Source organism: Kitasatospora sp. Root107, from assembly GCF_001424875.1.
Lineage (GTDB): Bacteria > Actinomycetota > Actinomycetes > Streptomycetales > Streptomycetaceae > Kitasatospora.
This window is the reverse complement of the sequence record NZ_LMCT01000023.1, coordinates 153376-174425: the sequence shown is the minus strand read 5'-3', so window position 1 is coordinate 174425 and position 21050 is coordinate 153376. Positions and strand designations below refer to the sequence as shown.

Here is a 21050-nt window from a genome sequence, read left to right as displayed (position 1 = left end):
CTGGCGGAGCGTCAGCTGCTCAGCTCGGCCATCCAGGCCTCGACCTCGTCGGCGCGGCGCGGCAGCCCCGCCGAGAGGTTCTCGTTGCCGTCGGCGGTGACCAGGATGTCGTCCTCGATCCGGACGCCGATGCCGCGGTACTCCTCGGGGACGGTGAGGTCGTCCAGCTGGAAGTACAGGCCGGGCTCGACGGTGAGGCACATGCCGGGCTCCAGCAGCGCGTCCACGTAGCTCTCGCGGCGGGCCTGCGCGCAGTCGTGCACGTCCAGGCCGAGCATGTGGCCGGTGCCGTGCAGGGTCCAGCGGCGCTGCAGACCGAGCTCCAGGACCTTCTCGACGTCGTACACCGAGGCGTCCAACAGGCCCCAGGCGAGCAGGCGTTCGGCCAGCACGCGCTGCGAGGCGTCGTGGAAGTCGCGGAACCGGCCGCCGGGCTTCACGGCGGCGATGCCCGCCTCCTGGGCGTCGTAGACGGCTTCGTAGATCTTGCGCTGGAGCGCGTTGAAGCGGCCGTTGATCGGCAGGGTGCGGGTGACGTCGGCGGTGTAGAGGGTGTGCGTCTCCACGCCCGCGTCCAGCAGCAGCAGCTCGCCCGGGCGGACGTCGCCGTCGTTGCGGACCCAGTGCAGGGTGGTGGCGTGCGGTCCTGCGGCGCAGATCGAGCCGTAGCCGATGTCGTTGCCCTCGACCCGGGCGCGGCGCCAGAAGGTGCCCTCGATCCAGCGCTCGGAGGTGGCCACGGCCTGGCCCAACTCCCGTACCACGTCGGTGAATCCGTTGACGGTGGCGTCGCAGGCGGCGCGCAGCTGGGTGATCTCCCAGTCGTCCTTGACCAGCCGCAGGCCGCTCAGGAAGACCTTGAACTCCTCGTCCCGGTCCTCGTCCAGCACCTCGGCCAGCGCGGCCTCCAGGCCGGCGTCGTACTGGCGCACGATCCGGGTGGGTGCGGCGGGCGCGGCCTGCAGCTCCTCGGCGGCCTTGCGGACGTCCCGGCAGGGCAGGCCGAGCAGCTGCTCGGCCTCGGTCAGGCTGTTGCGCCGGCCGACCCAGAGCTCGCCGTTGCCGTCCAGCCAGAACTCGCCGTTCTCGCGGTTGGAGCGCGGCAGCAGGTAGAGGCTGAACTCGTGGCCGCCGTCGACCGGTTCGGCCACCAGCACGGCGTCCTCGGTCTGGTCACCGGTCAGGTGGACGTATTCGCTGGCGGCGCGGAACGAGTACTCGGTGTCGTTGGCCCGGGTGTGCAGGTTGCCCGCCGGGATCACCAGGCGCTCGCCGGGGAAGGCGGCGGAGAGCTTGGCCCGGCGCTCGGCCGCGTACGGGGCCTGGGCGACCGGCTCCAGGCCGCGCAGCTCGGTGTCGGCCCAGCCGGACTTCATCGAAGTGGCCAGCTCGTCGGAGATCTCTCCGTACAGCCCGTTCTTGCGGCCCTTGATGGGCTGCTCCTCGGTCTCGTCACCGCCTGCGGCACCCTCGGGGTTCTCGGCTGCCGCCGGGCTACGGTCCTCGGTCACGTACGTCGCCTCCTTGCGAGTGGTTCCGCCCAGGGCGCGTCGGATCGCGACACACGAGGGCGGCCGTAGGCCCATGGTACGGACCCCCGGCCGAACGGTTGATCGGGCCGGGAGCACTTGCCGGAGGGGCTCAGTCGAAGCGGGCCGCGAGCAGCACCAGGTCGTCGGTGCCCTCACCCACCGGGGCGGCGGCCAGCAGGTGGCCGAGCAGCCGGTCCGGGTCCTGCCGCAGCTCGCGCGGGGCGTCGGCGGCGGCCCGGCGCAGGGCGTTCTGGCCCGCGTGCAGGGTGGGGCCGCAGCGGCGGGCCAGGCCCTCGGTGTAGAGCACCAGCAGGTCGCCGCGCTCGGCGTCGAGCTCCACGCCCGGGGCCTCCCAGCAGCTGAGCATGCCGAGCGGGGCGGAGAGCGAGGTCTCGACGAAGTTGGCGCCGTACCGGGTGACCAGGATCGGCGGGCAGTGCCCGGCCCCGGCCAGCGTGATCCGGCGCTCCTCGGGCTGCACCCAGGCGTACAGCGCGGTGGCCGAACGGTTCGGCTCGGTGGTCTTGAGCAGCAGCTCCAGGTCACCGAGCACCGAGACCGGGTCCTCGCCCTCCAGCACCGCGTACGCCCGCAGTGCGGCCCGGACCCGGCCCATCGCGGCGGCTGCGCCGGGGGCGGAGGCCGGTCCGGCTCCGGGGCCGTCGCCGGAGACGCTGCCGACGGTGAGTCCGAAGGTGCCGTCGGGCAGCGCGATGGCGTCGTACCAGTCGCTGCCGGCCGAGCGCTCCAGCGCGGCCGGTACGCAGCGGGCGGCCAGCCGCAGGCCGGGGGAGACCGGCAGCCGGTCGGGCAGCAGGCCCCGGCGGAGTGCCTCGGCCTGCTGCTCGGCCCGGTCCGAGACCAGCTGCTTGGCCAGCAGCGGGGCGGCGAACTCGCAGTACCGGTGCACCAGCAGGCAGCGGCCGGGGTCGGGCTCGACGGGCTCGTCGTAGAACCAGACGACGGCGCCGAGCGGGCCGTCCAGGTCGGTGCCGAGCGGCACGGCGTAGCAGGCGCCCAGGCCGAGCTGCTCGGCCACCTGACGGAACCTCGGCCCGGCCGCCGGGTCGGTGGCCAGGTCGGTGATCAGCAGCCGGCCCGGCTCGGCGGGGTGGCTGAGCAGACCCGAGAACGGGCCGTGCTCGGCCGGGACGGTCTCCAGCGCGCCGAGTTCGGACCGGTCCAGGTTGAGGCCGACCGGTCGCCCGGTGCCCCGGGCGGTGGTGGTGATCAGCCCTCGGCGGGCCCCGAGCAGGGCGGCGCCGGAGGCCAGTACGGCCGCCAGGGTGTCGGCCAGACCGCGGGCCTGGGCGAGCAGCTCGGTGTGCTCCTGCAGGACGGTGAGGTCGGACAGCTGTCCGGCCAGCCGGTCCTGCAGACCGGCCGTCTCGCTGATGGCCAGGAAGCCGAGGTCAGGCAGCACCGTGGCGGTCGCCGCCAGAGGCTTGGCGTCGGTCATGTCCCAACTCCCCACACAGTGGTATGTGTCACGCAGAACCACCAGGACCGCCCAAAAACGATTCCTATGTCACTACTCGGCATTAATCCACCACTTGTACACAGGCCGATCGGGGCATGTCCAGAATCAGGACAAGGCCGGACGGCCGGTACCGCGGTGGCCGGAGGGGGCGGTTCCGCCGTTCCGGGAGCGCGCAGCTGTCCCGACGCTCCGTCAGTCCGCCGTCCGGATCGTATGGTTCGGGGACCCGCCGCCCGATCAGGCCGGAGCTCACTCACCCGTACGGTGGAACCAGCCGTCTCCGACAGGCGTCCATCTGGTCGCATGCGGGATTCTCGTTCCGGGGGCCGTCCGCTCCAGGCCCTCAGCCCTCCCTGTCGTTCCGGTCATCCCGCCGAACCGTCCGCACACCGGTGCCGCCCACGCACCCAGGGCGCCGCCGCGGTCGACGGTCCGACTGCCCGAGCCCCACGGTCGCGGAAAGGAACGAGCGCAGATGCCATGGACGCGTCCCCGTCTGAACCGGAGCAAGGCGCACGGTAGGAACACCAGGAACAGCACGCCCTCCAGGCCGCTCTGGCTGCGCTGGCCCGGCAGCCGGCGCCGGGTCAGGGCGGCCCTGCTGGCGGCGGCACAGACCGCGGCCGGGTACGGCTGGCCGGTGCTGCCCGGCGCGTACGCGGTGCCGGGCCTGCTCGGCCCTTGCTCCTGCGAGGACCCGGGCTGCCCCGCGCCCGGTGCCCATCCGTACGAGCCGCCGCTGCCGGCCGCCACCACCGACTCCCGGATGGTGGGCTGGTGGTGGGCCGAGCGCTCGCCGGACTCCTCGGTGCTGGTGGCCACCGGACGGACGGTCAGCGCGGTCAGCCTGCCGGCCGACGCGGGCGCCCGGGCGCTGGAGTACTTCGAGGTGCTGGACGTGCCGGTCGGCCCGGTGCTGCTGGCCCAGGACCGCTACGTGCTGCTGGTGGCGCCGTACACGCTGGCCGAGTTGGGGGAGCTGCTGGCCGAACAGCCGTGGGTGCCGGGGGTGATGCGCTATCACGGTCCGGACGGCTACCTGCTCCTGCCGCCCAGCCGGACGGCGGAGGGCACCGTGCGCTGGGTCAGGCCACCGGTCGGCGGGCGGCCGTGGCTGCCCGAGGTGGGCGGTCTGCTGAGTGCGCTGATCGCGGCGAGTACGGCTGCGGCTGGCGGGAGCAGGCTGGCCGGCTGAATCACGGCGCACGCTCAATTCCCGTACCGGAAAAGAAGATCCGGCCGCTGGCGACGGGGGATGCACCAGCGACCGGACTGTTTAAATGGTAACAAAGATCCGAGTGCGCGCCAATTTGTCCGCACACTCTGTCACCTGGCGGTTTTCCCTCCGGTCCGAAAATGTGATGCGAGTCACATTCCGGGCGGAGGGCCGCTGGAACAGCCTCAGTTGAGCGTCACCTGACGGCTCACCAGATGACCCCGGACCCGGCGCTGCTCGGCGGTGAGCGGGGTCTCGTCCTTCAGCGTGGCGGCCAGTCGCTCGGCGAACTCGGCGGCGGGCGCCTCGCAGTCGGCGGCGGTCATGCTCTGCGGCAGGTCCCAGACCGGCACGGTCACACCGTGCGCGCGGAACGAGCCGACCAGGCGGGTGTCCGCGCCGAGCGAAGACTGCTCGGCGGCGGTCAGCTTGGCCAGCGCGTTCAGCAGCTGCTCCTCCGGCACGGTCATCGCCCAGCGCAGGTGGTTCTTGTCCGGCGCGGCGCACCAGTACGCGGACGGCACGCTGCTGAGCTTCTCGGTCGGGATGGCGGCCGCGTTGGCCTGCTCCAGCGAGGCGGCCACGTCGCCGGTGGCGGTCTCCGCCTCCTCCAGCCAGAACTCGAAGCCGGTGTGCACGGCCGGGACGAACTCGGCCTCCAGGTCCAGCAGTTCCTGCAGGCGGCGGCCGCCGGGGACGGTCCGGCGGGCGGGTACGGGGCTGCCGGGCTCGGTGGCCAGGGCCAGCTCCAGGGCGTCCGCCAGGTCGCGGCTCAGGTCGCCGGAGGCGGACTGGGTCTGCAGGCCGAGCAGGATCGAGCCGTCCTGGCGGCGCAGCGCGGGCCAGGCCAGCGGCAGCACGGTGGCCAGCGTCACCGAGGGGACCGGTCCGGTGGCGCTGTCGGCGACACCCTTGGCCAGGGTGAGCGGGACGGTGGCGGCGGGGACCAGCTCGCGCAGCGCGACCCAGTCGGCCTCGCCGGGCAGGCCCTCGAACGGGCGGTGGACCAGCTCCTGGACCGCGTGCGCGGCCTCGCGCCCGTGGCAGGCCTTGTACCGGCGGCCGGAACCGCACGGGCAGTCCTCGCGGGCCCCGACCACGGGGATCTCACCCGAGGTCACGGCGGTGGACGGACGGTTCTGCGGCGACTTCTTCGCGGCCTTCTTGGCCATGGTGCGGCTCTCCCGGTACGGCGACATGCTTGCCCGGGCAGCCTACTGAGCTTTCCCGGCGGACCGGTCAGGTCCGGCCGGGACACCCCTCTTCCGGGGCGTCGCTCAGGCGCTCAGGCGCTCCGCGCGTCGCGCTCAGGCTCGACCGGGAGCTCGGCCCAGACCGTCACCTGCCCGGGTGCGTCCCGTACGCCCCAGTCGTCCGCCAGCCGGCCGACGATGGTCAGACCCCGGCCGCCGCGCGAGCTGAGCGAGGGGCGGGCCGGCACCGGCCTGGTCACCGCGCCGCCGTCGGTCACCTCCAGGGTCAGCTGCCCGTGCCCGGACAGCTGCCAACGGACCGTCACCCCACCGGGTTCGCCGTCCTCGCCGGACCGTACGCCGACCAGGACGGGGGCCGGCAGCGGGGCCGGTGCGTCGTCCTTGAGGTCGGCCAGCCGGCCCAGCGGCCGGGCGTACCGGCAGGAGTTGCTGAGCAGTTCGGACAGGATCAGGACCGCGTCGTCGATCACCGTCTCGGCGACCTCGTGATCGCCCAGATCACGGCGCAGTCGGCGTCGTGCCGCTCCGACACCGGCGGGCCCGTGCGGCACCGCCATGGTCGATGAAGTCGGCACCTCGTGTGCCATCATCAACGCCACCCCCGGACCTCCTTCAGCATTCGCCGAAGGATGGATGCCCCTTGGTAATGGGTCGGAAACGGGCATCCGGCGATCGCAGCGGGACATTAACGGGCAGCGCAACTCACGGTACGCAAATGGTGATTACCTGCTCACGGACCGTTGTCCAAACGGCCGGAATTGGCCACTCCCGGTACTTCACGCCGGAGTTCACGCCAGTTCACGCCCCTCGCGCGGGGCGTTTATCGGCCGAGTTGTGTCAGCACGGCGCGCGGCCGATTGGTGATGATCGCCTCCACGCCGAGTTCCAGGCAGAGTTCGACATCGGCGGCCTCGTCCACGGTCCAGACGTGCACCGAGTGTCCGGCCCGCCGCAGCGCGCGCACCAGACCGGGATCGGACCGGACCAGGTCAATGCCGGGGCCGGCGATCCGGGCGCCGCCGGGCAGCGCCTTGGTCCGGCCGAGCAGCGGCAGCCTGCGGTCGAAGAGATAGACCGTCGGGACGGCGGGTGCGGCCCGGCGGATCCGGTGCAGGGAGAGCTCGGAGAAGCTCATGATGCGCACCGCGGACTTCTCCCGACTGTCCGGAAGCAGTCCGTACCGGGTGAGCAGCCGGAGCAGTTCGGCCTCGGTGCGCCCCGCGTACCGGGTCGGGTGCTTGGTCTCGATCGCCAGCTCCACCCGCCGCCCGGCGTCCGCGACCAGCTCGAGCAGCTGGGCCAGCGTCAGCACCGGGCTGGGCTCGGGCGCCGCCGGGTCCTTCCAGGAGCCGAAGTCGAGCTCGTTCAGCTGAGCCAGCGTCAGGGCGGAGACCGCGCCCTTGCCGTCCGAGGTCCGGCGGACCGTCCGGTCGTGCACACAGACCAGCTGCCCGTCGGCGGTCAGCCGGATGTCGGCCTCCAGACCGTCGGCGCCCTCCGCCACGGCGAGCGCGTACGCCGCGAGGGTGTGCTCGGCACGGGCCTCCGAGGAACCGCGGTGCGCGATCACCTTGACGGCGCTGCGGTCCGGGGCGTCCTGGCTGGTCAACGGCTGGTTCCGGGTATCCACACCGGTAACCCTACGAGGCACCGGACGGCCGGTGGCCGCCGCCACGGGAAACTCCGGGTGAAGTTCCTGGCAGCGGCCACCGGCCGGGCGTCACTTGCGGCGCGTCACTTGCGGGGCTGGACCGCCAGGGTGGCGAGCGCCGCGACCAGGAAGCTGAGCAGCGAGGCGGAGGTCCACGGCTGCGCCTCGAAGCCGACCGCGGACTGCAGGTCGTGCCAGAAACCGCTCCAGTGGTCGATCGCGGTCGGGGTGATGAACTGGTAGGTCGCGAAGCCGAGCGCCCACGGCAGCAGCATCAGCCAGCGGGCCGGGGCGTCCTCGGCCAGGTTCCAGCCGCGTCGGCCGGAGCCGAGGAAGTAGTCGGCCGCCAGCACCGCGAACATCGGCACGAAGACCGAGCCGATCAGGTAGAGGAAGGCGGAGTATGAGGCGGTGAACTCGTCGATGCACAGCGCCAGGACGGTCACCAGCGCACCGATCCCGCCGGTCAGCAGCCGGCGGTCGACCTTCGGCAGCAGGTTCTGGATCGACATCGCGGTCGAGTACACGTTGGCGAAGGACTGGTCGGTCTCCCGGACCACCAGCACCAGCAGGAAGGCCCAGCCCGCGGCCACCCCGGTGAAGGAGGAGAAGATCAGGTTCGGGTCGCCGTCGGACTGCAGCAGCGCCACCGCACCCAGCAGGTAGCACCAGACCTGGGCCAGCGTGTAGCCGGAGAGGGTGGCCCAGAACGCCGTCCCGGCGGTGCGGGCGTGCCGGGTGTAGTCGGCGGCGAGCGGGACGAAGGAGATCGACATCGCGATCATCGCGTCGGTGGCGGAGAGGAAGCCGTCCCAGTTGCCCGCACCGGGGTTCGGCACGCCCTGCCGGACCAGCTGGACGGTGAAGTAGACCATCGCGATGCCGACGGCGATCGTGACGTACTTGCGCAGCACCCCGATCGAGCCGAGCGGCCAGATGGTCAGCGCGGTGGTCAGCCCACCGGCCAGCAGCACGAACAGCCAGTGCCAGCCCTGGGTGCCGGTGACCGCCTGGGCGCCCATCGAGATCACCAGCAGCTCGTACACACCCCAGCCGACGCACTGCACGATGTTCAGCACGGTGGGGACGTAGGACAGCCTGGTGCCGAACAGACCGCGCAGCACGGTCATGGCGGGTGCGCCGGTCCGGGCGCCGATCAGGGCGGCCACCCCGAGCATCGCGGTGCCGATCACGGTGCCCACCACGGTGGCGGTGATCGCGGCGGCCAGCGAGAGCTCCGAGCCCTTGGCGCCGATCACCATGGCGGCGCTGGTGAAGCCGATCAGGCTGACCCCGAGGTTGGCCCAGAGCGAGAACAGCGCCCGGAAGTCGAGGGTGCGAGGAGGTGCGGTGTCCAGAACGAGCGGCGCCTCGGCGCGCGCGATCGGTTCCTGGACAGGGGCAGGCGAAACAGCCGTCATGGCCGAAGCTCCCTACGCCGGCATTACCCGGACAGGTTCGAGCGGTCTGCGCTCCCTCGCCGTGGGGCCAGCATCTGCATGGCGTACGGTCGTTCCGCGCACTCTCAGCCTGGACGGTCCAAGCTCCCGCGTGTCAGTTTGGAGCGCCAGGCTAGCGGCCGGGCGCCCGAACACCAAGGCGAGTGGGCGGCCGTCCGGATCGCGGGACGAAGCGGACCCCTCGGGGGCCGTGTCGGGAACGGGTAAGGATTCTTAAGAGTTCTTCACCGGGCCTCATACGACAACCGAATCACGCATACGAAAAACTGTGGACCAAGGTCCTGTCAGCTATGGAGGTCGTCCGTGAGCACCGAGCACGCGAGTGGGTCTACCGGGCCCGAGGAGGAGCGCACCTCCACGGGCCAGGGGGTGGTGGGTCCGGCTGACACTGTGTCGGCTGCTGCTCCGGACGCCCCGCCGGCCGCCGAGCCGACGCTGTCCTTCGGCAAGGTGACCCCGCCGGCCGCGCCGTCCTACGTGGACGCGCCGCCGCCGGTGCTGCCGCCCGCACCCGCCCCCACCTACCTGGACGCGCCGCCGCCGGCCCAGGCCGGTAACCCGTACGCGGCTCCGGCTCCGGCCGCCACCGAGCTGCCGCCGGTCGCCGCGGCCGAGCTGCCGCCGGTTCAGCCGACCCAGCCGGCCCAGCCGGGCGCCGAGCCGCCGCACCACCCGTTCGGCGCGGGCACCCCGCTCGGCAGCTGGGCCACCCCGCCCGGCGGCATCGACGGTCCCGGCGGCCCCGGCCTGCCGGGCTACCCCCAGTACCCGGGTGCCGCCCCGGCGCCCGGCCGCAAGCGCGGCGGGCTGATCGCGCTGGTCGCGGCCGTCGCCCTGGTGGCCGGTCTGGCCGGTGGCGCGATCGGCGTCTCGGTGACCGACCGGGACGGCGGATCCGACTCCTCGTCAGGCCGCGGCACCAGCACCACGGTCCAGGCCAGCGAGAACAAGCAGGCGATCACCCGCCCGCCGGAGTCGGTCGCGGGCATCGCCGGCAAGGCGCTGCCTAGCGTGGTCACCATCAAGGCGCAGGGCTCGCAGGAGTCCGGCACCGGCACCGGGTTCGTCTTCGACACCGAGGGCCACATCCTCACCAACAACCACGTGGTCGCCCCGGCTGCCAGCGGCGGCAAGCTGACCGTCAAGTTCTCCGACGGTTCGTCCTACCCGGCCTCGGTGGTCGGCCGGGCGCAGGGCTACGACGTGGCCGTGATCAAGCTCGACAACCCGCCGAAGGACAAGCTCGTCCCGCTCCCGCTCGGCGACTCCGACAAGGTGGCCGTCGGCGACGCCACCATCGCGATCGGCGCCCCGTACGGCCTGGAGGGCACCGTCACCACCGGCATCATCAGTGCCAAGGACCGCCCGGTGGCCTCCGGCGACGAGACCGGCGCCCAGTCCTCCTACATGAACGCGCTGCAGACCGACGCGTCGATCAACCCGGGCAACTCCGGCGGTCCGCTGCTGGACGCCTCGGGCGCCGTGATCGGCATCAACTCGGCGATCCAGTCCAACAGCAGCAGCAACGGCCGGGCCGGCTCGATCGGCCTCGGCTTCGCCATCCCGATCAACCAGGCCAAGCGGGTCGCGGGCGACCTGATCAAGAGCGGCACGCCGGTGTACGCGATCCTCGGGGTGCTGCGCAACGACGAGTACAAGGGCGACGGCGCGCAGATCCGCAGCTCCGCGGTCGGCGAGACCCCCGCCGTCACCGCAGGCGGCCCCGCCGACCAGGCCGGCCTCAAGGCCGGTGACGTGATCACCAAGCTCGGCGGCCACGTCATCGACAGCGGCCCGACCCTGGTCAGCGAGATCTGGACGTACAAGCCCGGCGACAAGGTCGAGGTCGAGTACACCCGCGACGGCAAGGCCGCCAAGACCACCGTCACCCTCGGCGAACGCAAGGGCGACAACTGACCCACACCGGTGACCCCACCGGCAAAAGGGTGTGCACGGATCCCCACCGGACCCGTTAGGCTGACCTCCGCCTGGAGAGTTGCCCGAGCGGCCTAAGGGACCAGTCTTGAAAACTGTCGTGGCGTAACCCGTCACCGTGGGTTCAAATCCCACACTCTCCGCCGGAGCACGGCCCCCGACCAGCACTGCTGGCCGGGGGCCGTCGGCGTTTCCCGGGGCAGCTGACGGAGTCGGGGTGGGCTGATTGACCGTCAGGGGTGCTGCACGGAGAGTCGGTTGGTACGTCGATGCCCGCCGCCCGGAGAGGACCGCCCACGTGTTGGAGATCCGGGGAGAGAGCCGAGGCGGGTACGTGCTGGTCGAGGCGGGTGGCGGGGTGCCGGAGGTGATCCTGCTGGCGGCCGGGCACGAGGTGCCGGTGGCGCTGCGGGCCCGGGAGATCCTGGAGGCCGACGCGATCGCCACCCGGGTGGTGGCGATGACCAGCGTCGAGCGCTTCGAGCGGCAGTCGGCCGAGTACCGGGATGCCGTGCTGCCCAGGGGAGTTGCGGCCCGGGTGTCGGTCGGGGCGGGCTCCACGCTCGGCTGGTACGCGTTGGCCGGCGAGGCCGGGGTGGTGGTCGGCCTGGACCGGTCCGGGCTGACCGCGCCGTACCGGACGCTGTACGAGCAGCTCGGTTTCACGCCCGAGCGGGTCGCCGCCCAGGCCCGTCGGAGTCTGGCGAAGGCCCGCGAGCGAGCCGCCTGACCCTCGGTCACCCCCGTTCCGCGCAGCGCCGTCCGGCAGGTCCGGGCGGCGCTTCGTCGTGCTCGTGCTCGGTGCCGGGTGACACTCGGTGCCACCTCCGACGGCAATCTGACGATGAATTTGCCGGACTGTGTCGGAATCGGTCGGTCGGGGAATTTGATCAAGGCTGCCACCATTTCGAAAACAACCAAACCGGATGGTATTCAATGACACAGTGTCCGGCACCTGACGGAGTTCGAAACACGCCGTTGACCTCGTAGTTTGTCCTGTTCAGACTCATGAAAGGTTGCCCTCCGCGCCGGTTCGAGAACACAGCGGCGGTATTCGCAGCCGCACTTTCCGGGCAGCTGAGGAATGAACGACCACGGAGGTTCTGAGTGAGTAGCGACGTCATCGCGGCACGATCGGCCGAGGCCGGTCCGCCGTTGTCGGAGAGCGAACTCGACTACTGGAAGGCGCTCCCGGCCCAGCAGCAACCGTCCTGGCCGGACCACCGGCTGTTGGCCGAGGTCACCGGCGAGCTGGCCGACCGGCCCGGGCTGGTCCGCTTCGCGGAGCTCATCGAGCTGCGTGCCCTGCTCGCCGAGGTGGCCGCCGGCCGGCTCCAGGTGGTCCAGGCGGGGGACTGCGCCGAGGATCCGGCCGAGTGCGAGCCGGGCTATGTGGCCCGCAAGGTCGGCCTGTTGGACGCGCTGGCCGGGGTGGTCTCGATGAACACCCTGCGTCCGGTGGTCCGGATCGGCCGGCTGGCCGGGCAGTTCGGCAAGCCGCGGTCCCGCCCGACCGAGACCGTCAACGGGGTCGAACTCCCGGTCTACCGGGGGCACATGGTGAACAGTCCGGAGCCCGATCCGGAGCTCCGCCGCCCGGATCCGAACCGGCTGCTGAGCGGCTACGACGCGGCGGCCACCGCGTTCGCCGCGCTGCGGGCCCGCTCGACCGCCGGTCTCCCGGTGGCCGGCGCCCCGGTGTGGACCAGCCACGAGGCGCTGCTGCTCGACTACGAGGTGCCGCTGCTGCGCCGCACCGACGGGGGCCGGGCCTACCTGGCCTCCACCCACCTGCCCTGGATCGGCGACCGGACCCGCCAGTTGGACGGTGCCCACGTGGCGCTGCTCGCCTCGGTGGCCAACCCGGTGGCGTCCAAGGTCGGCCCGGACCTGAGCGTCCAGGACCTGCTGACGCTCTGCGCGAAGCTCGACCCGTGCCGTGAGGCGGGCCGCCTCACCCTGATCGCCCGGATGGGCGCCGACCAGGTCGCGGACCGGCTGCCCGCACTGGCCGCGGCGGTCAAGGCGGCCGGTCACCCGGTGGTCTGGCTGACCGACCCGATGCACGGCAACACGGTGAACGGGCCCGGCGGCCTGAAGACCCGGCTGGTCGAGACGGTGGTGCACGAGGTGCGCCAGTTCCAGCTCGCCCTGCTGAGCGTCGGCGCGGTGCCGGGCGGTCTGCACCTGGAGGCCACCCCGGACCACGTCACCGAATGCGCCCCGAACGAACACGGGTTGGCGCAGGTCGGCGACAAGTACACCAGCTTCTGCGACCCCCGGTTGAACCCGGAGCAGGCTCTTGAGGTCGCGGCGGCCTGGCGGGGCTGAACGGCCCCAGCGGATCAGTCATTACCGGCCGGCAGCGGTCGATCATCCTCGGTCTTTGGGGTCGCTATGAGTGTCCATGGAATGGAAAACAGGGTCGCGCTGGTCACCGGGGCGGCCGGCGGAATCGGCGGGGCCGTGGTGCGCGCGCTCTCCGAACGTGGTGTCACGGTGGCCCTGGTCGACCGTGACGGTGACCGCCTGGCGGAGCTCGCCAAGGAACTGCGCAACGCAGGCGGTCGGGCGGAGGCGTTCCCGGCCGACGTGACGGACAGCGCCGAGGTGGAGGCCGTGGTCGGGGCCGTTGAGCAGCAGCTCGGCGGTATCGACTACCTGGTCAACGGTGCCGGGGTGCTCCGGCTCGGCGCGGCCAAGGATCTGACCGACCAGGACTGGTCCGCCACCTTCGCGGTGAACACCACCGGGGTCTTCTTCATCTCCCGGGCGGTGGTCAACCGGATGGTGGCCGGCGGACGGCGGGGTGCGATCGTCACGGTGGCGTCCAACGCGGCCGGCACCGCCCGGGTCGACATGTCGGCATACGCGGCGTCGAAGGCGGCGGCCACCATGTTCACCAAGTGCCTCGGCCTGGAGGTGTCGAAGTTCGGCATCCGCTGCAACGTGGTGGCGCCGGGCTCGACCGACACCCCGATGCTGTCCGCCCTCTGGGAGGACGAGAGCGCCGCCCAGGCGTCGATCGACGGAGTGGCTTCGGCCTACCGGGTCGGCATCCCGCTCGGCCGGATCGCCCAGCCCTCGCACATCGCCGACGCGGTGCTGTTCCTGCTCTCGGACCAGGCCGCCCACATCACCATGCACGACCTCACCGTCGACGGCGGCGCGGCCCTCGGCCACTGACCTCTCGGCCACTGACTCCCAGCCGGGCGCCCCACCGCTCGGCCACCCCCGCGACGGTCTGCCCCACCAGTCCGTCGTCAACCGCACACCGTGACACGAGAGTTGAGAGGAACTCCGGCATGGCCATCCCGACCATCAGCCCGTACCCGATGCCCCAGCAGGGCGACCTGCCGGAGAACACCGCCTGCTGGACGGTCGATCCGCAGCGGGCCGTGCTGCTGATCCACGACATGCAGCGGTACTTCCTCAAGCCCTTCCCGGCCGGCGAGTCCCCGGTCACCGAGCTGGTGGCCAACGTGACGCTGCTCCGGCAGCGCGCCGCCGAGCTGGCGATCCCGGTCGCCTACACCGCGCAGCCGGGCGGTATGACACCCGAACAGCGCGGCCTGCTGGCCGACTTCTGGGGTCCGGGGATGACCCCCTCGCCCGAGGACCGGCAGGTGGTCGAGCCGATCGGGCCGGTCGAGGGCGACCTGGTGCTGACCAAGTGGCGCTACAGCGCCTTCCACCGCACCCGGTTGCTGGAGTCGCTGCGCGAGCAGGGCCGGGACCAGCTGATCGTCTGCGGGGTGTACGCGCACGTCGGGGTGCTGGCCACCACCTTGGACGCCTACGCCTACGACATCCAGTCCTTCCTGGTCGGTGACGCGATCGCCGACTTCACCCTGGAGTACCACCGGTCGGCGCTGACGTACGTGGCCGAACGCTGCGGGATGGCGGTGACCACCAAGGCCGTGCTCACCGATCTCGACTGAGCCCGGCCCATCACGAACGAAGCCCGGCAACTACCACTGGAGGAACGGAATATGACGGAGTGCCCGGTCGGTGCGGCGCTGCTGGGCCGGATCCTGGCCGGGCAGCAGCCCGAGTTCGCGCTGCTGTACCGCCCGGTGACCGGTTCGCCGGACCGGGTGGACGTGCTCGCCGGCACGGTGACCGAGCTGTCCCGGCTGGCCGACATCCCGCTGGCGGCCGACCGCCCGGCGACCGGCCGGGACGAGCACGAGGTGCTCGCGGTGGTCCCGTACCGGCAGATCGCCGAGCGCGGCTTCGCGGTCGCCGACGACGGGGCTCCGCTGCTCGCGCTCGGCGTGCGCGAGCAGGGCTCCGTGCCGCTGGCCGAACTGCTCCGCCAACTGCCGGATCTGGACATCGAGTTGGTCGACGGCCGGTACGACATCGACGACCCGGCGTACGCCGACGTGGTGCGCCGCATCCTGGCCAACGAGATCGGCAACGGCGAGGGTGCCAACTTCGTGATCCGCCGCGCCTTCGTCGCGGACATCTCCGACTACACCCCGGCCGCCGCGCTGACCTTCTTCCGCCGGCTGCTGGAACGGGAACGCGGCGCGTACTGGACCTTCGTCATCCGCACCGGTATCCGGACCTTCGTCGGTGCCACCCCCGAACGGCACCTCAGTCTCTCCGGCGGGGTCGCGGTGATGAACCCGATCAGCGGCACCTACCGCTACCCCGAGTCCGGCCCCACGCTGCCCGGCGTGCTCTCCTTCCTGGCCGATGCCAAGGAGGCGGACGAGCTCTACATGGTGGTGGACGAAGAGCTCAAGATGCTGGCCAGGATCACCGATGCGGGCGGCCGGGTGACCGGCCCGCACCTGCTGGAGATGGCCAGGCTCGCGCACACCCAGTACTTCATCGAGGGCGAGACCTCCCGCGACCCGCGCGAGATCCTGCGCGAGACGCTGTTCGCGCCGACCGTCACCGGCAGCCCGCTGGAGAGCGCGGCCAAGGTGATCAGCCGGTACGAGCCGGGGGGCCGCGGTTACTACAGCGGCCTGGCCGCCCTGATCGGCCGGGACGCCGAGGGCGGCCGCACCATGGACTCCTCGATCCTGATCCGCACCGCCGACATCTCGGCGAACGGCCGGCTGACCATCGGGGTGGGCGCCACCCTGGTCCGGGACTCCAGGCCGGAGTCCGAGGTGGCCGAGACGGCGGCCAAGGTGGCCGGCCTGCTGGCCGCCCTGGGCGCGAGGGAGCCGGCCCCGAAGCAGGCCGCCGCGCCGCCGGAGTTCGCCGAACACCCCTATGTACTCGACGCTCTGCGGCAGCGCAACGTCCGGCTGGCGCCGTTCTGGCTGGCGGACACCGAGCAGCGAGCCCGCCCGGTGCCGGAGCTGATCGGCCGCCGGGTGCTGGTGCTGGACGCCGAGGACACCTTCACCGCGATGTGGGACCACCAACTGCGGGCGCTCGGACTCGCCGTCACGGTACGGCGGTTCGACCAGGCGTACTCCTTCGACGGGTACGACCTGGTGGTGCTCGGCCCGGGCCCGGGGGACCCGCAGGACCTGACGCACCCCAAGATCGCCCACCTGCACCGGGCGACCCGTCAACTGCTCGAAACCGGAAGGCCGTTCCTCTCGGTCTGCCTGAGTCATCAGGTGCTCAGCACGGTGCTCGGCTTCGACCTGGTCCGCCGGGCCCGGCCGAACCAGGGGGTGGCCAGGACCATCGACCTGTTCGGCCGGGCCGAGCGGGTCGGCTTCTACAACACCTTCGCCGGGCGGGCGGACCAGGACGTGGTCGAACTCCCGTACGGCACCGTCGAGGTGAGCCGCGACCCGGCGACCGGAGAGATCCACGCGCTGCGCGGCCCGGGGTTCCGCTCGATGCAGTTCCACCCGGAGTCGGTGCTCAGCCAGGACGGGCTTGACATCATCATCGGGACCCTGGTCTCGCTGCTGGACGCGCCCGCCCGGCCGGTCACCGAACCAGGACTTCCGTACACCCTGCTGTCGGCCTTCGAGTTCACAGGGACCTGAGATGAGCAGTCCGGTCGTCGTGCTGATCGGCCCACCCGGTGCGGGCAAGACCCACATCGGCCGGGCGCTCGCCGCGTACCTCGGGGTCGGGTTCCGGGACACCGACCGCGACATCGAGCGCTCGGCGGGGTGCGGTATCGGGCAGATCCTGGAGCAGGAGGGCGAGGCGCACTTCCGGGTCCGGGAGCGCACGGCGGTGCACCGGGCCCTGGCCGGGCACTCCGGAGTGCTCGCGCTCGGCGGCGGAGCGGTGCTGGAGGAGTCCACCCAGCGCCTGCTCGGACGCCATCGGGTGGTCCATCTTGCGGTGTCCCCACAGCAGTTGGCGGCCCGGATCGGCTCGGCCGCCACCCGACCGCTGCTCGCCGACGACCCGGAGGGCCGGCTGCGTACGCTGCTCGCGGTCCGCAACCCGATCTACCGCCGGCTGGCCACCTGGACCGTCCCGGCCGGTGGCCGGAGCCACCTGGTGGTGGCCCGGATCGTCACCCTGCTGGCCGACCAGCCCTCTCCCCGGGGGTTGGCGCCGGCCGCGGTCCGACCGAACGGGCCACCGGCCCGGTCAGGCGCGGCGGCGCACCGAGGCACGGGCGATCCGCTCGGGCGTGAGGTGGGCAGTGGTCTTGGCCGAGCCGCCGAGCTCGAGCCCGCGGATCAGCTCCGGCTTCACCAACCCGGGCACCATCAGTGCCCACCAGCCGGCCACCCGCTCCAGCAGGTCGGCCCGGCCGCTCAGCACCTGTGAGGTGAGCTGGATACCGGTGAACGACGAAGTGATGGTCGGCGCGGCCACGTTGATGTCCACGCCCGGCAGCAGGTCGTCCTGGGCGGCCAGCAGCAGATCCCGGACCAGGTTGATGTTCACCTCCCAAGCCTCGATCTGCGGCTTCTCGAAGGCCCCGTGTTCGATCACCAGGCGTACGGTGGCTCTGATGATCGGGTCGTTCTGCAGCGCGCGCGCGTAGGCGATGGTCAGGTCGATGACGCTCTGGAAGCCTGGGCCCGAGAGGTCGAGCTCCTCCAGCCAGGGCGACTGAGCTTCGGTGACCGCGAGGGCCAGTTCCTCCTTCGACGCGAAGTGGAAGTAGACCGCCCCCTTGGTGAGACCCGCGACGGTCAGGATCTCGGCCATCGTGGCCGCCGCGTACCCCCGCTTGGCGAAGACCTGGGCAGCAGCGTTCAGGATCTGCTGCCTGGTGTGCACTGCACGTGCCTGCTGAGCCATCGTTCTCCTGTTTCTGGTGCGCACCCTCACACTACAAACCGACCGGATGGTACTCTATCGTTGCCTGGAGCGACGCCGCACCAGGGCTTGGCGCGGTGAGTGGCCGAGGAGGGCGGGACTACTTGTCTGGTCTAACTATCTGCTTCGCATGCGCTTTGCCCGGGCGGTCCGTTCCAGGGCCGCTGCCGACCGACTGCGTCTGAACCTACGACTGAGTCGATCGACGACTGCTGCCAAAGCCTATCCTGGCGCGGCAGCGCGCACGATGAATGGCTACGGAGCAGGTCTCCATTGGGCCTCGCACCCTCCGTAGGATCCGCGACGTTCTCACGCACCGAGGTTACCCGGCGGTTCGGACAGCATCCGACTGCCGTCGCGCGTCCGCCTGCCATCGGGCGGCAGACTCAATTACCCATCCCTGGGGGAGATTGCACATGGGGTCAGTGCTGTCGGAAAACGGATGCCTGCCGCAGTCGGCCGGCATGGAACAAATGGATCCGGAACTCCACGAGCAGACCGTTCCACGCCGTTTTGTGCACCGGGCCTCGATATCCGAGGTCATGCTCACCGGATGGCGGCAGACCGGTGCGGACCGGTTTCTGCTGGGAGCCCAGTGGCCGAGGGCGCACAGTTTCTATCGGCCCATCGCAGGATGCTATGACCCGCTGTTGCTGGCCGAGACGATCAGGCAGTCCGCCATGCTGATCTCGCACGCCGGGTACGGAGTTCCGACGGACTACCCGTTCCTGCTCTGGAGCCTCTCGTACCGGGCCGAGCCGACCGCCATGGCGGTCGGCCAGACGCCGGCCAATCTGACGATCAGTGCGACCTGCCAGGATGTCCGCTTCCGCCGGGGAATCATGGCCGGAATGCAGTACCAGACGGTGATCCACCGTGGTGCCACCCGGCTGGGGGTGGGGACCTTGCGGATGGACTGCATGGCTCCCGACACCTACGCCCGGCTCCGGGCGCCCCAGCTGTCCCAGCGGCTGCCGGACATGGTGCCGCCGCAGGGCGAGTACCAGGACGACAAGGCCAACTCGGTGCTGGTGCCCACCGGCGAGTGGTACACCTGGCGGCTCCAGGCCGACCGGCGGCACCCGGTGCTGTTCGACCACCCGGTCGACCATGTGCCGGGCATGGTGATCGTCGAGGCGATGCGGCAGGCGGCGAACAGTGTCGCCGGAGTGACCGCGGTCGCCCCGTTCGAAATGGACACCAATTTCATCCGCTACGCGGAGCTGCATCTCCCGGTATTCGTCAAGGCATTCCCGGGGCCGATCGGTCCGAACGGTGAACTGAGTGTCCGGGTCACCGTGGAGCAGGACGGGGTATCGGTGGCCACCGGCCGGCTGATGACCCGGCAGATAGTTCGGGAGGAATCCCGGGAGGAATCTCTTTCGGTCCAGAAAGTCGGCTGACGGTGGAACAACCGAAAGGTGTACTGCTCACCGGTGGTACCGGATTCATCGGAAGTCGGGTGCTCGCCCTGCTCGCCGCCGGAACGACACCTGAAGAGCCGGTCAGGGTGCTTACGCATCGCCGGTCCCTTTCTGCCGCCGAATTCGGCACCGTACGCCCGTTCCACGGGAATCTCGCCGACGCCGCCTCCCTGTACGGCGCCTGCGATGGTGTGGACACGGTCGTCCATCTCGCGTCACAGATCGGTGGTGACCCGGCCTCCCTCCGCCGGGTGAACGAACGCGGTACCGAGGCACTGCTCGCCGAAGCCGCCAGGGCGGGGGTCCGGCGAGTGCTCTACCTCAGCACCACGGCGGTCTACCGGGACGGCGTACACCGGAACTTGACGGAGTGTCAGCCCGATCTGGTGCCTGGTTCGGAGACCAGCAGGACCAGGCTGGCGGCCGAACGGGCGGTGCTCGCGGCGGGGGGTGTGGTGATCAGGCCACACCTGGTCTACGGGACGGGTGACACCTGGGTCGTCCCGGCGCTGGTGGACCTGCTGGGCCGGGTACCGCACTGGATCGACGGTGGCCGGGCCCGGATGTCGGCCATCGCGGTGGAGGACCTGGCCCGGCCGATCGCGGCGCTGGCCAGGCAGTCCTGGGGGCCGGTGCCGGGTGGCCTGGTCTACCACGCGAGCCACCCGGAGCCCATCACCATCAGGGAGTTGGCGACCCTGGTGTGCGGGGCGCTGGGCCGTCCGCTGCCCGCGGGCGAGATCACCATGGAGCGGGCCCGACGGCTGCTGGAGGGCGTCGGGTCCGTCTCCTGGGGGCGACGGCTGTCACTGATGGCGGTGGAGCACCGGTACGAGAGCAGCCGGCTCTGGCGGCGTACCGGCTGCGACCCGGGGCCGGGCCTGGCGGCCCGGTTCCCCGGTCATGTCCCGTGGTACCGCGAACTGCTGCTTCCTTCTGGTGTGTCGGTGGAAGCGGCCGGATGACCCGGCGCGCCGGAGCGGTCGGCCTCGATCCGAGGCCGACCGTCCGGCGCGTCCGGCGCGTCCGGCGCGCCCGGCGTGTCCGGGGTGCCCGGGCGGTCGGCCCGCCCGGGCCGGACGTCGTCGGCCGGGTGGGCCCGGCCCGGCGCCGGCACGGTGGCCCGCTCGTGCTCGACCGGGGTGGTGCGCAGCCTGGCCAGCCGCTCGGGGGTGGTCAGGGCGGGCAGCAGGGCCTGCCAGAGCAGCGAGATCATCCGGGGGCCGAGCCAGTCCGGATCCCGCCTGGCCAGCGACTCCACACCGGCGCCGGTGGCCGCCAGCAGGGCCGCGCACTCGCCCGTACTGACCTCGGGCCGCAGGCCCTCGCGGGCCGCCGCCCGGCTCAGCAGCCGGTCGATCATCAGGGTCCAACCGGGGTACGGGTTGGGCCGCAGGCCGTCGGCGAGCGCCCCGTCGTCGGTGAGCCGGAGCCCGGCCCGGAACACCACGTCCTCGGCCAGTCGGCCGGCCAGGCCGTGGCTCAGGTCGATCAGGTACTGCAGCGGGCAGTCGCTGGAGTGCCGGGCGGAGCGGATCGCCTCGCGCAGTCCGGCTCTGGACTCGGCCATCACGGCCTCGGCCAGCTGCTCCTTGGAGCCGAAGTGGAAGTACAGCGCGCCTTTGGAGATACCGGTGGGTCTGATGACGTCGTTGAGCCCCGTCATGGCGAAGCCCGCCTGGTCGAAGGAGGCCGAGGCGGCCTCGATGAGCAGTTGGCGGGTGCGCTGCGCCCGTTCCTGACGGGGCATCGATGGTCTCCCTCGGGGAGTCGGTCGGCGACGGGCCGGTAGAGGCCGGCCCGGGGCGACTGTTCAAGTGGGTTGTACCGCATCGTAACAAACCAACTGTGCGGTATCTAGTATGGTGTATCAGGTCGGATCCCGCCCGGACGTTGTGGTCGGGTCCCTCTCGTGCCAAGATG

17 protein-coding genes, 1 tRNA gene, 1 pseudogene and 1 riboswitch are annotated in these 21050 nt (G+C 71.5%); of the genes and pseudogenes, 11 read left to right on the top strand and 8 right to left on the bottom strand.

The genetic code is table 11. From position 1 onward, the window contains the following. Positions 1-11: 11 nt before the first annotated feature. Both ASC99_RS20845 and ASC99_RS20840 read right to left on the bottom strand, forming a co-directional pair. On the bottom strand, positions 12-1511 hold the full coding sequence (locus ASC99_RS20845; protein ID WP_057234283.1) for an aminopeptidase P family protein: 1500 nt from the start codon (positions 1509-1511) through the stop codon (positions 12-14). Positions 1512-1641: 130 nt separating this feature from the next. Further along, positions 1642-2991 (bottom strand): PP2C family protein-serine/threonine phosphatase, encoded by a 1350-nt coding sequence (locus ASC99_RS20840; RefSeq protein WP_057234281.1) that lies wholly within the window; start codon positions 2989-2991, stop codon positions 1642-1644. A 496-nt stretch (positions 2992-3487) separates the two neighbouring features. Between ASC99_RS20840 and ASC99_RS20835 the strand changes: the two genes are divergently transcribed. Next, positions 3488-4207, top strand: a complete 720-nt coding sequence (locus ASC99_RS20835; RefSeq protein WP_235502835.1) for a bifunctional DNA primase/polymerase — start codon at positions 3488-3490, stop codon at positions 4205-4207. 206 nt (positions 4208-4413) lie between these two features. Here the strand turns inward: ASC99_RS20835 and ASC99_RS20830 are convergent, their stop codons facing one another. The 4 genes from ASC99_RS20830 to ASC99_RS20815 all read right to left on the bottom strand — a co-directional run bounded on the left by ASC99_RS20830 (position 4414) and on the right by ASC99_RS20815 (position 8514). Beyond that, a complete protein-coding gene (locus ASC99_RS20830; RefSeq protein ID WP_057234484.1) occupies positions 4414-5400 on the bottom strand; it encodes a DUF5926 family protein in 987 nt (328 codons plus the stop codon). A gap of 113 nt (positions 5401-5513) precedes the next feature. Continuing rightward, the gene (locus ASC99_RS20825) at positions 5514-6041 is read right to left on the bottom strand and encodes an ATP-binding protein (protein WP_082598492.1); all 528 of its coding nucleotides are present in this window, start codon (positions 6039-6041) and stop codon (positions 5514-5516) included. Positions 6042-6262: 221 nt separating this feature from the next. Continuing rightward, a complete protein-coding gene (locus tag ASC99_RS20820; RefSeq protein ID WP_235502836.1) occupies positions 6263-7072 on the bottom strand; it encodes a glycerophosphodiester phosphodiesterase in 810 nt (269 codons plus the stop codon). Positions 7073-7176: 104 nt separating this feature from the next. Further along, the gene (locus ASC99_RS20815; protein WP_057234276.1) at positions 7177-8514 is read right to left on the bottom strand and encodes a cytosine permease; all 1338 of its coding nucleotides are present in this window, start codon (positions 8512-8514) and stop codon (positions 7177-7179) included. Then, a riboswitch (TPP riboswitch) is annotated at positions 8507-8654 on the bottom strand. Its footprint overlaps the gene before it by 8 nt. Positions 8655-8856: 202 nt before the next feature. On the opposite strand from ASC99_RS20815, the gene ASC99_RS20810 reads away from it, so the two are divergent. The 8 genes and pseudogenes from ASC99_RS20810 to ASC99_RS40800 form a co-directional block, all read left to right on the top strand. Next, positions 8857-10470 carry a S1C family serine protease gene (locus ASC99_RS20810; RefSeq protein ID WP_057234274.1) on the top strand — a complete coding sequence of 538 codons (1614 nt, stop codon included), beginning with the start codon at positions 8857-8859 and terminating at the stop codon, positions 10468-10470. A gap of 73 nt (positions 10471-10543) precedes the next feature. Beyond that, a tRNA-Ser gene (locus ASC99_RS20805) sits at positions 10544-10631 on the top strand. Between the two features lie 155 nt (positions 10632-10786). Beyond that, a complete protein-coding gene (locus ASC99_RS20800) occupies positions 10787-11218 on the top strand; it encodes a transketolase C-terminal domain-containing protein (RefSeq protein ID WP_057241174.1) in 432 nt (143 codons plus the stop codon). A 377-nt stretch (positions 11219-11595) separates the two neighbouring features. Beyond that, the gene (locus tag ASC99_RS20795; protein ID WP_057234271.1) at positions 11596-12819 is read left to right on the top strand and encodes a 3-deoxy-7-phosphoheptulonate synthase; all 1224 of its coding nucleotides are present in this window, start codon (positions 11596-11598) and stop codon (positions 12817-12819) included. Positions 12820-12900: 81 nt separating this feature from the next. Continuing rightward, a complete protein-coding gene (locus ASC99_RS20790) occupies positions 12901-13674 on the top strand; it encodes a 2,3-dihydro-2,3-dihydroxybenzoate dehydrogenase (RefSeq protein WP_057234269.1) in 774 nt (257 codons plus the stop codon). A gap of 119 nt (positions 13675-13793) precedes the next feature. Further along, positions 13794-14429 (top strand): isochorismatase family protein, encoded by a 636-nt coding sequence (locus tag ASC99_RS20785; protein WP_057234267.1) that lies wholly within the window; start codon positions 13794-13796, stop codon positions 14427-14429. Between the two features lie 51 nt (positions 14430-14480). Next, a complete protein-coding gene (locus tag ASC99_RS20780; RefSeq protein WP_057234264.1) occupies positions 14481-16460 on the top strand; it encodes an anthranilate synthase family protein in 1980 nt (659 codons plus the stop codon). Position 16461: 1 nt separating this feature from the next. Next, positions 16462-16938, top strand: a pseudogene (locus tag ASC99_RS40800) (shikimate kinase); the annotation flags it as partial. An 84-nt stretch (positions 16939-17022) separates the two neighbouring features. Here the strand turns inward: ASC99_RS40800 and ASC99_RS40795 are convergent. Next, positions 17023-17685: a ScbR family autoregulator-binding transcription factor gene (locus ASC99_RS40795; RefSeq protein WP_082598489.1), complete on the bottom strand. Its 663-nt coding sequence runs from the start codon at positions 17683-17685 to the stop codon at positions 17023-17025. A gap of 269 nt (positions 17686-17954) precedes the next feature. Here ASC99_RS40795 and ASC99_RS20765 point away from each other — a divergent pair, with 269 nt between their 5' ends. Together ASC99_RS20765 and ASC99_RS20760 are read left to right on the top strand one after the other, a co-directional pair. Then, the gene (locus tag ASC99_RS20765) at positions 17955-19106 is read left to right on the top strand and encodes a ScbA/BarX family gamma-butyrolactone biosynthesis protein (protein WP_082598488.1); all 1152 of its coding nucleotides are present in this window, start codon (positions 17955-17957) and stop codon (positions 19104-19106) included. Between the two features lie 2 nt (positions 19107-19108). After that, positions 19109-20092 carry an NAD(P)-dependent oxidoreductase gene (locus ASC99_RS20760; protein WP_162257904.1) on the top strand — a complete coding sequence of 328 codons (984 nt, stop codon included), beginning with the start codon at positions 19109-19111 and terminating at the stop codon, positions 20090-20092. Here the strand turns inward: ASC99_RS20760 and ASC99_RS20755 are convergent. After that, the gene (locus ASC99_RS20755) at positions 20029-20877 is read right to left on the bottom strand and encodes a ScbR family autoregulator-binding transcription factor (RefSeq protein ID WP_057234253.1); all 849 of its coding nucleotides are present in this window, start codon (positions 20875-20877) and stop codon (positions 20029-20031) included. The genes ASC99_RS20760 and ASC99_RS20755 overlap by 64 nt on opposite strands. Positions 20878-21050: the final 173 nt, after the last annotated feature.

What these genes read in the sequence shown, in the direction of transcription:
- ASC99_RS20840 (WP_057234281.1), bottom strand. Translation starts at nt 2,991, where the DNA reads ATGACCGACGCCAAGCCTCTGGCGGCGACCGCCACGGTGCTGCCTGAC.
- ASC99_RS20835 (WP_235502835.1), top strand. Translation starts at nt 3,488, where the DNA reads ATGCCATGGACGCGTCCCCGTCTGAACCGGAGCAAGGCGCACGGTAGG.
- ASC99_RS20830 (WP_057234484.1), bottom strand. Translation starts at nt 5,400, where the DNA reads ATGGCCAAGAAGGCCGCGAAGAAGTCGCCGCAGAACCGTCCGTCCACC.
- ASC99_RS20815 (WP_057234276.1), bottom strand. Translation starts at nt 8,514, where the DNA reads ATGACGGCTGTTTCGCCTGCCCCTGTCCAGGAACCGATCGCGCGCGCC.
- ASC99_RS20790 (WP_057234269.1), top strand. Translation starts at nt 12,901, where the DNA reads ATGGAAAACAGGGTCGCGCTGGTCACCGGGGCGGCCGGCGGAATCGGC.
- ASC99_RS20785 (WP_057234267.1), top strand. Translation starts at nt 13,794, where the DNA reads ATGGCCATCCCGACCATCAGCCCGTACCCGATGCCCCAGCAGGGCGAC.
- ASC99_RS20780 (WP_057234264.1), top strand. Translation starts at nt 14,481, where the DNA reads ATGACGGAGTGCCCGGTCGGTGCGGCGCTGCTGGGCCGGATCCTGGCC.
- ASC99_RS40795 (WP_082598489.1), bottom strand. Translation starts at nt 17,685, where the DNA reads ATGGCTCAGCAGGCACGTGCAGTGCACACCAGGCAGCAGATCCTGAAC.
- ASC99_RS20765 (WP_082598488.1), top strand. Translation starts at nt 17,955, where the DNA reads ATGGCTACGGAGCAGGTCTCCATTGGGCCTCGCACCCTCCGTAGGATC.
- ASC99_RS20755 (WP_057234253.1), bottom strand. Translation starts at nt 20,877, where the DNA reads ATGCCCCGTCAGGAACGGGCGCAGCGCACCCGCCAACTGCTCATCGAG.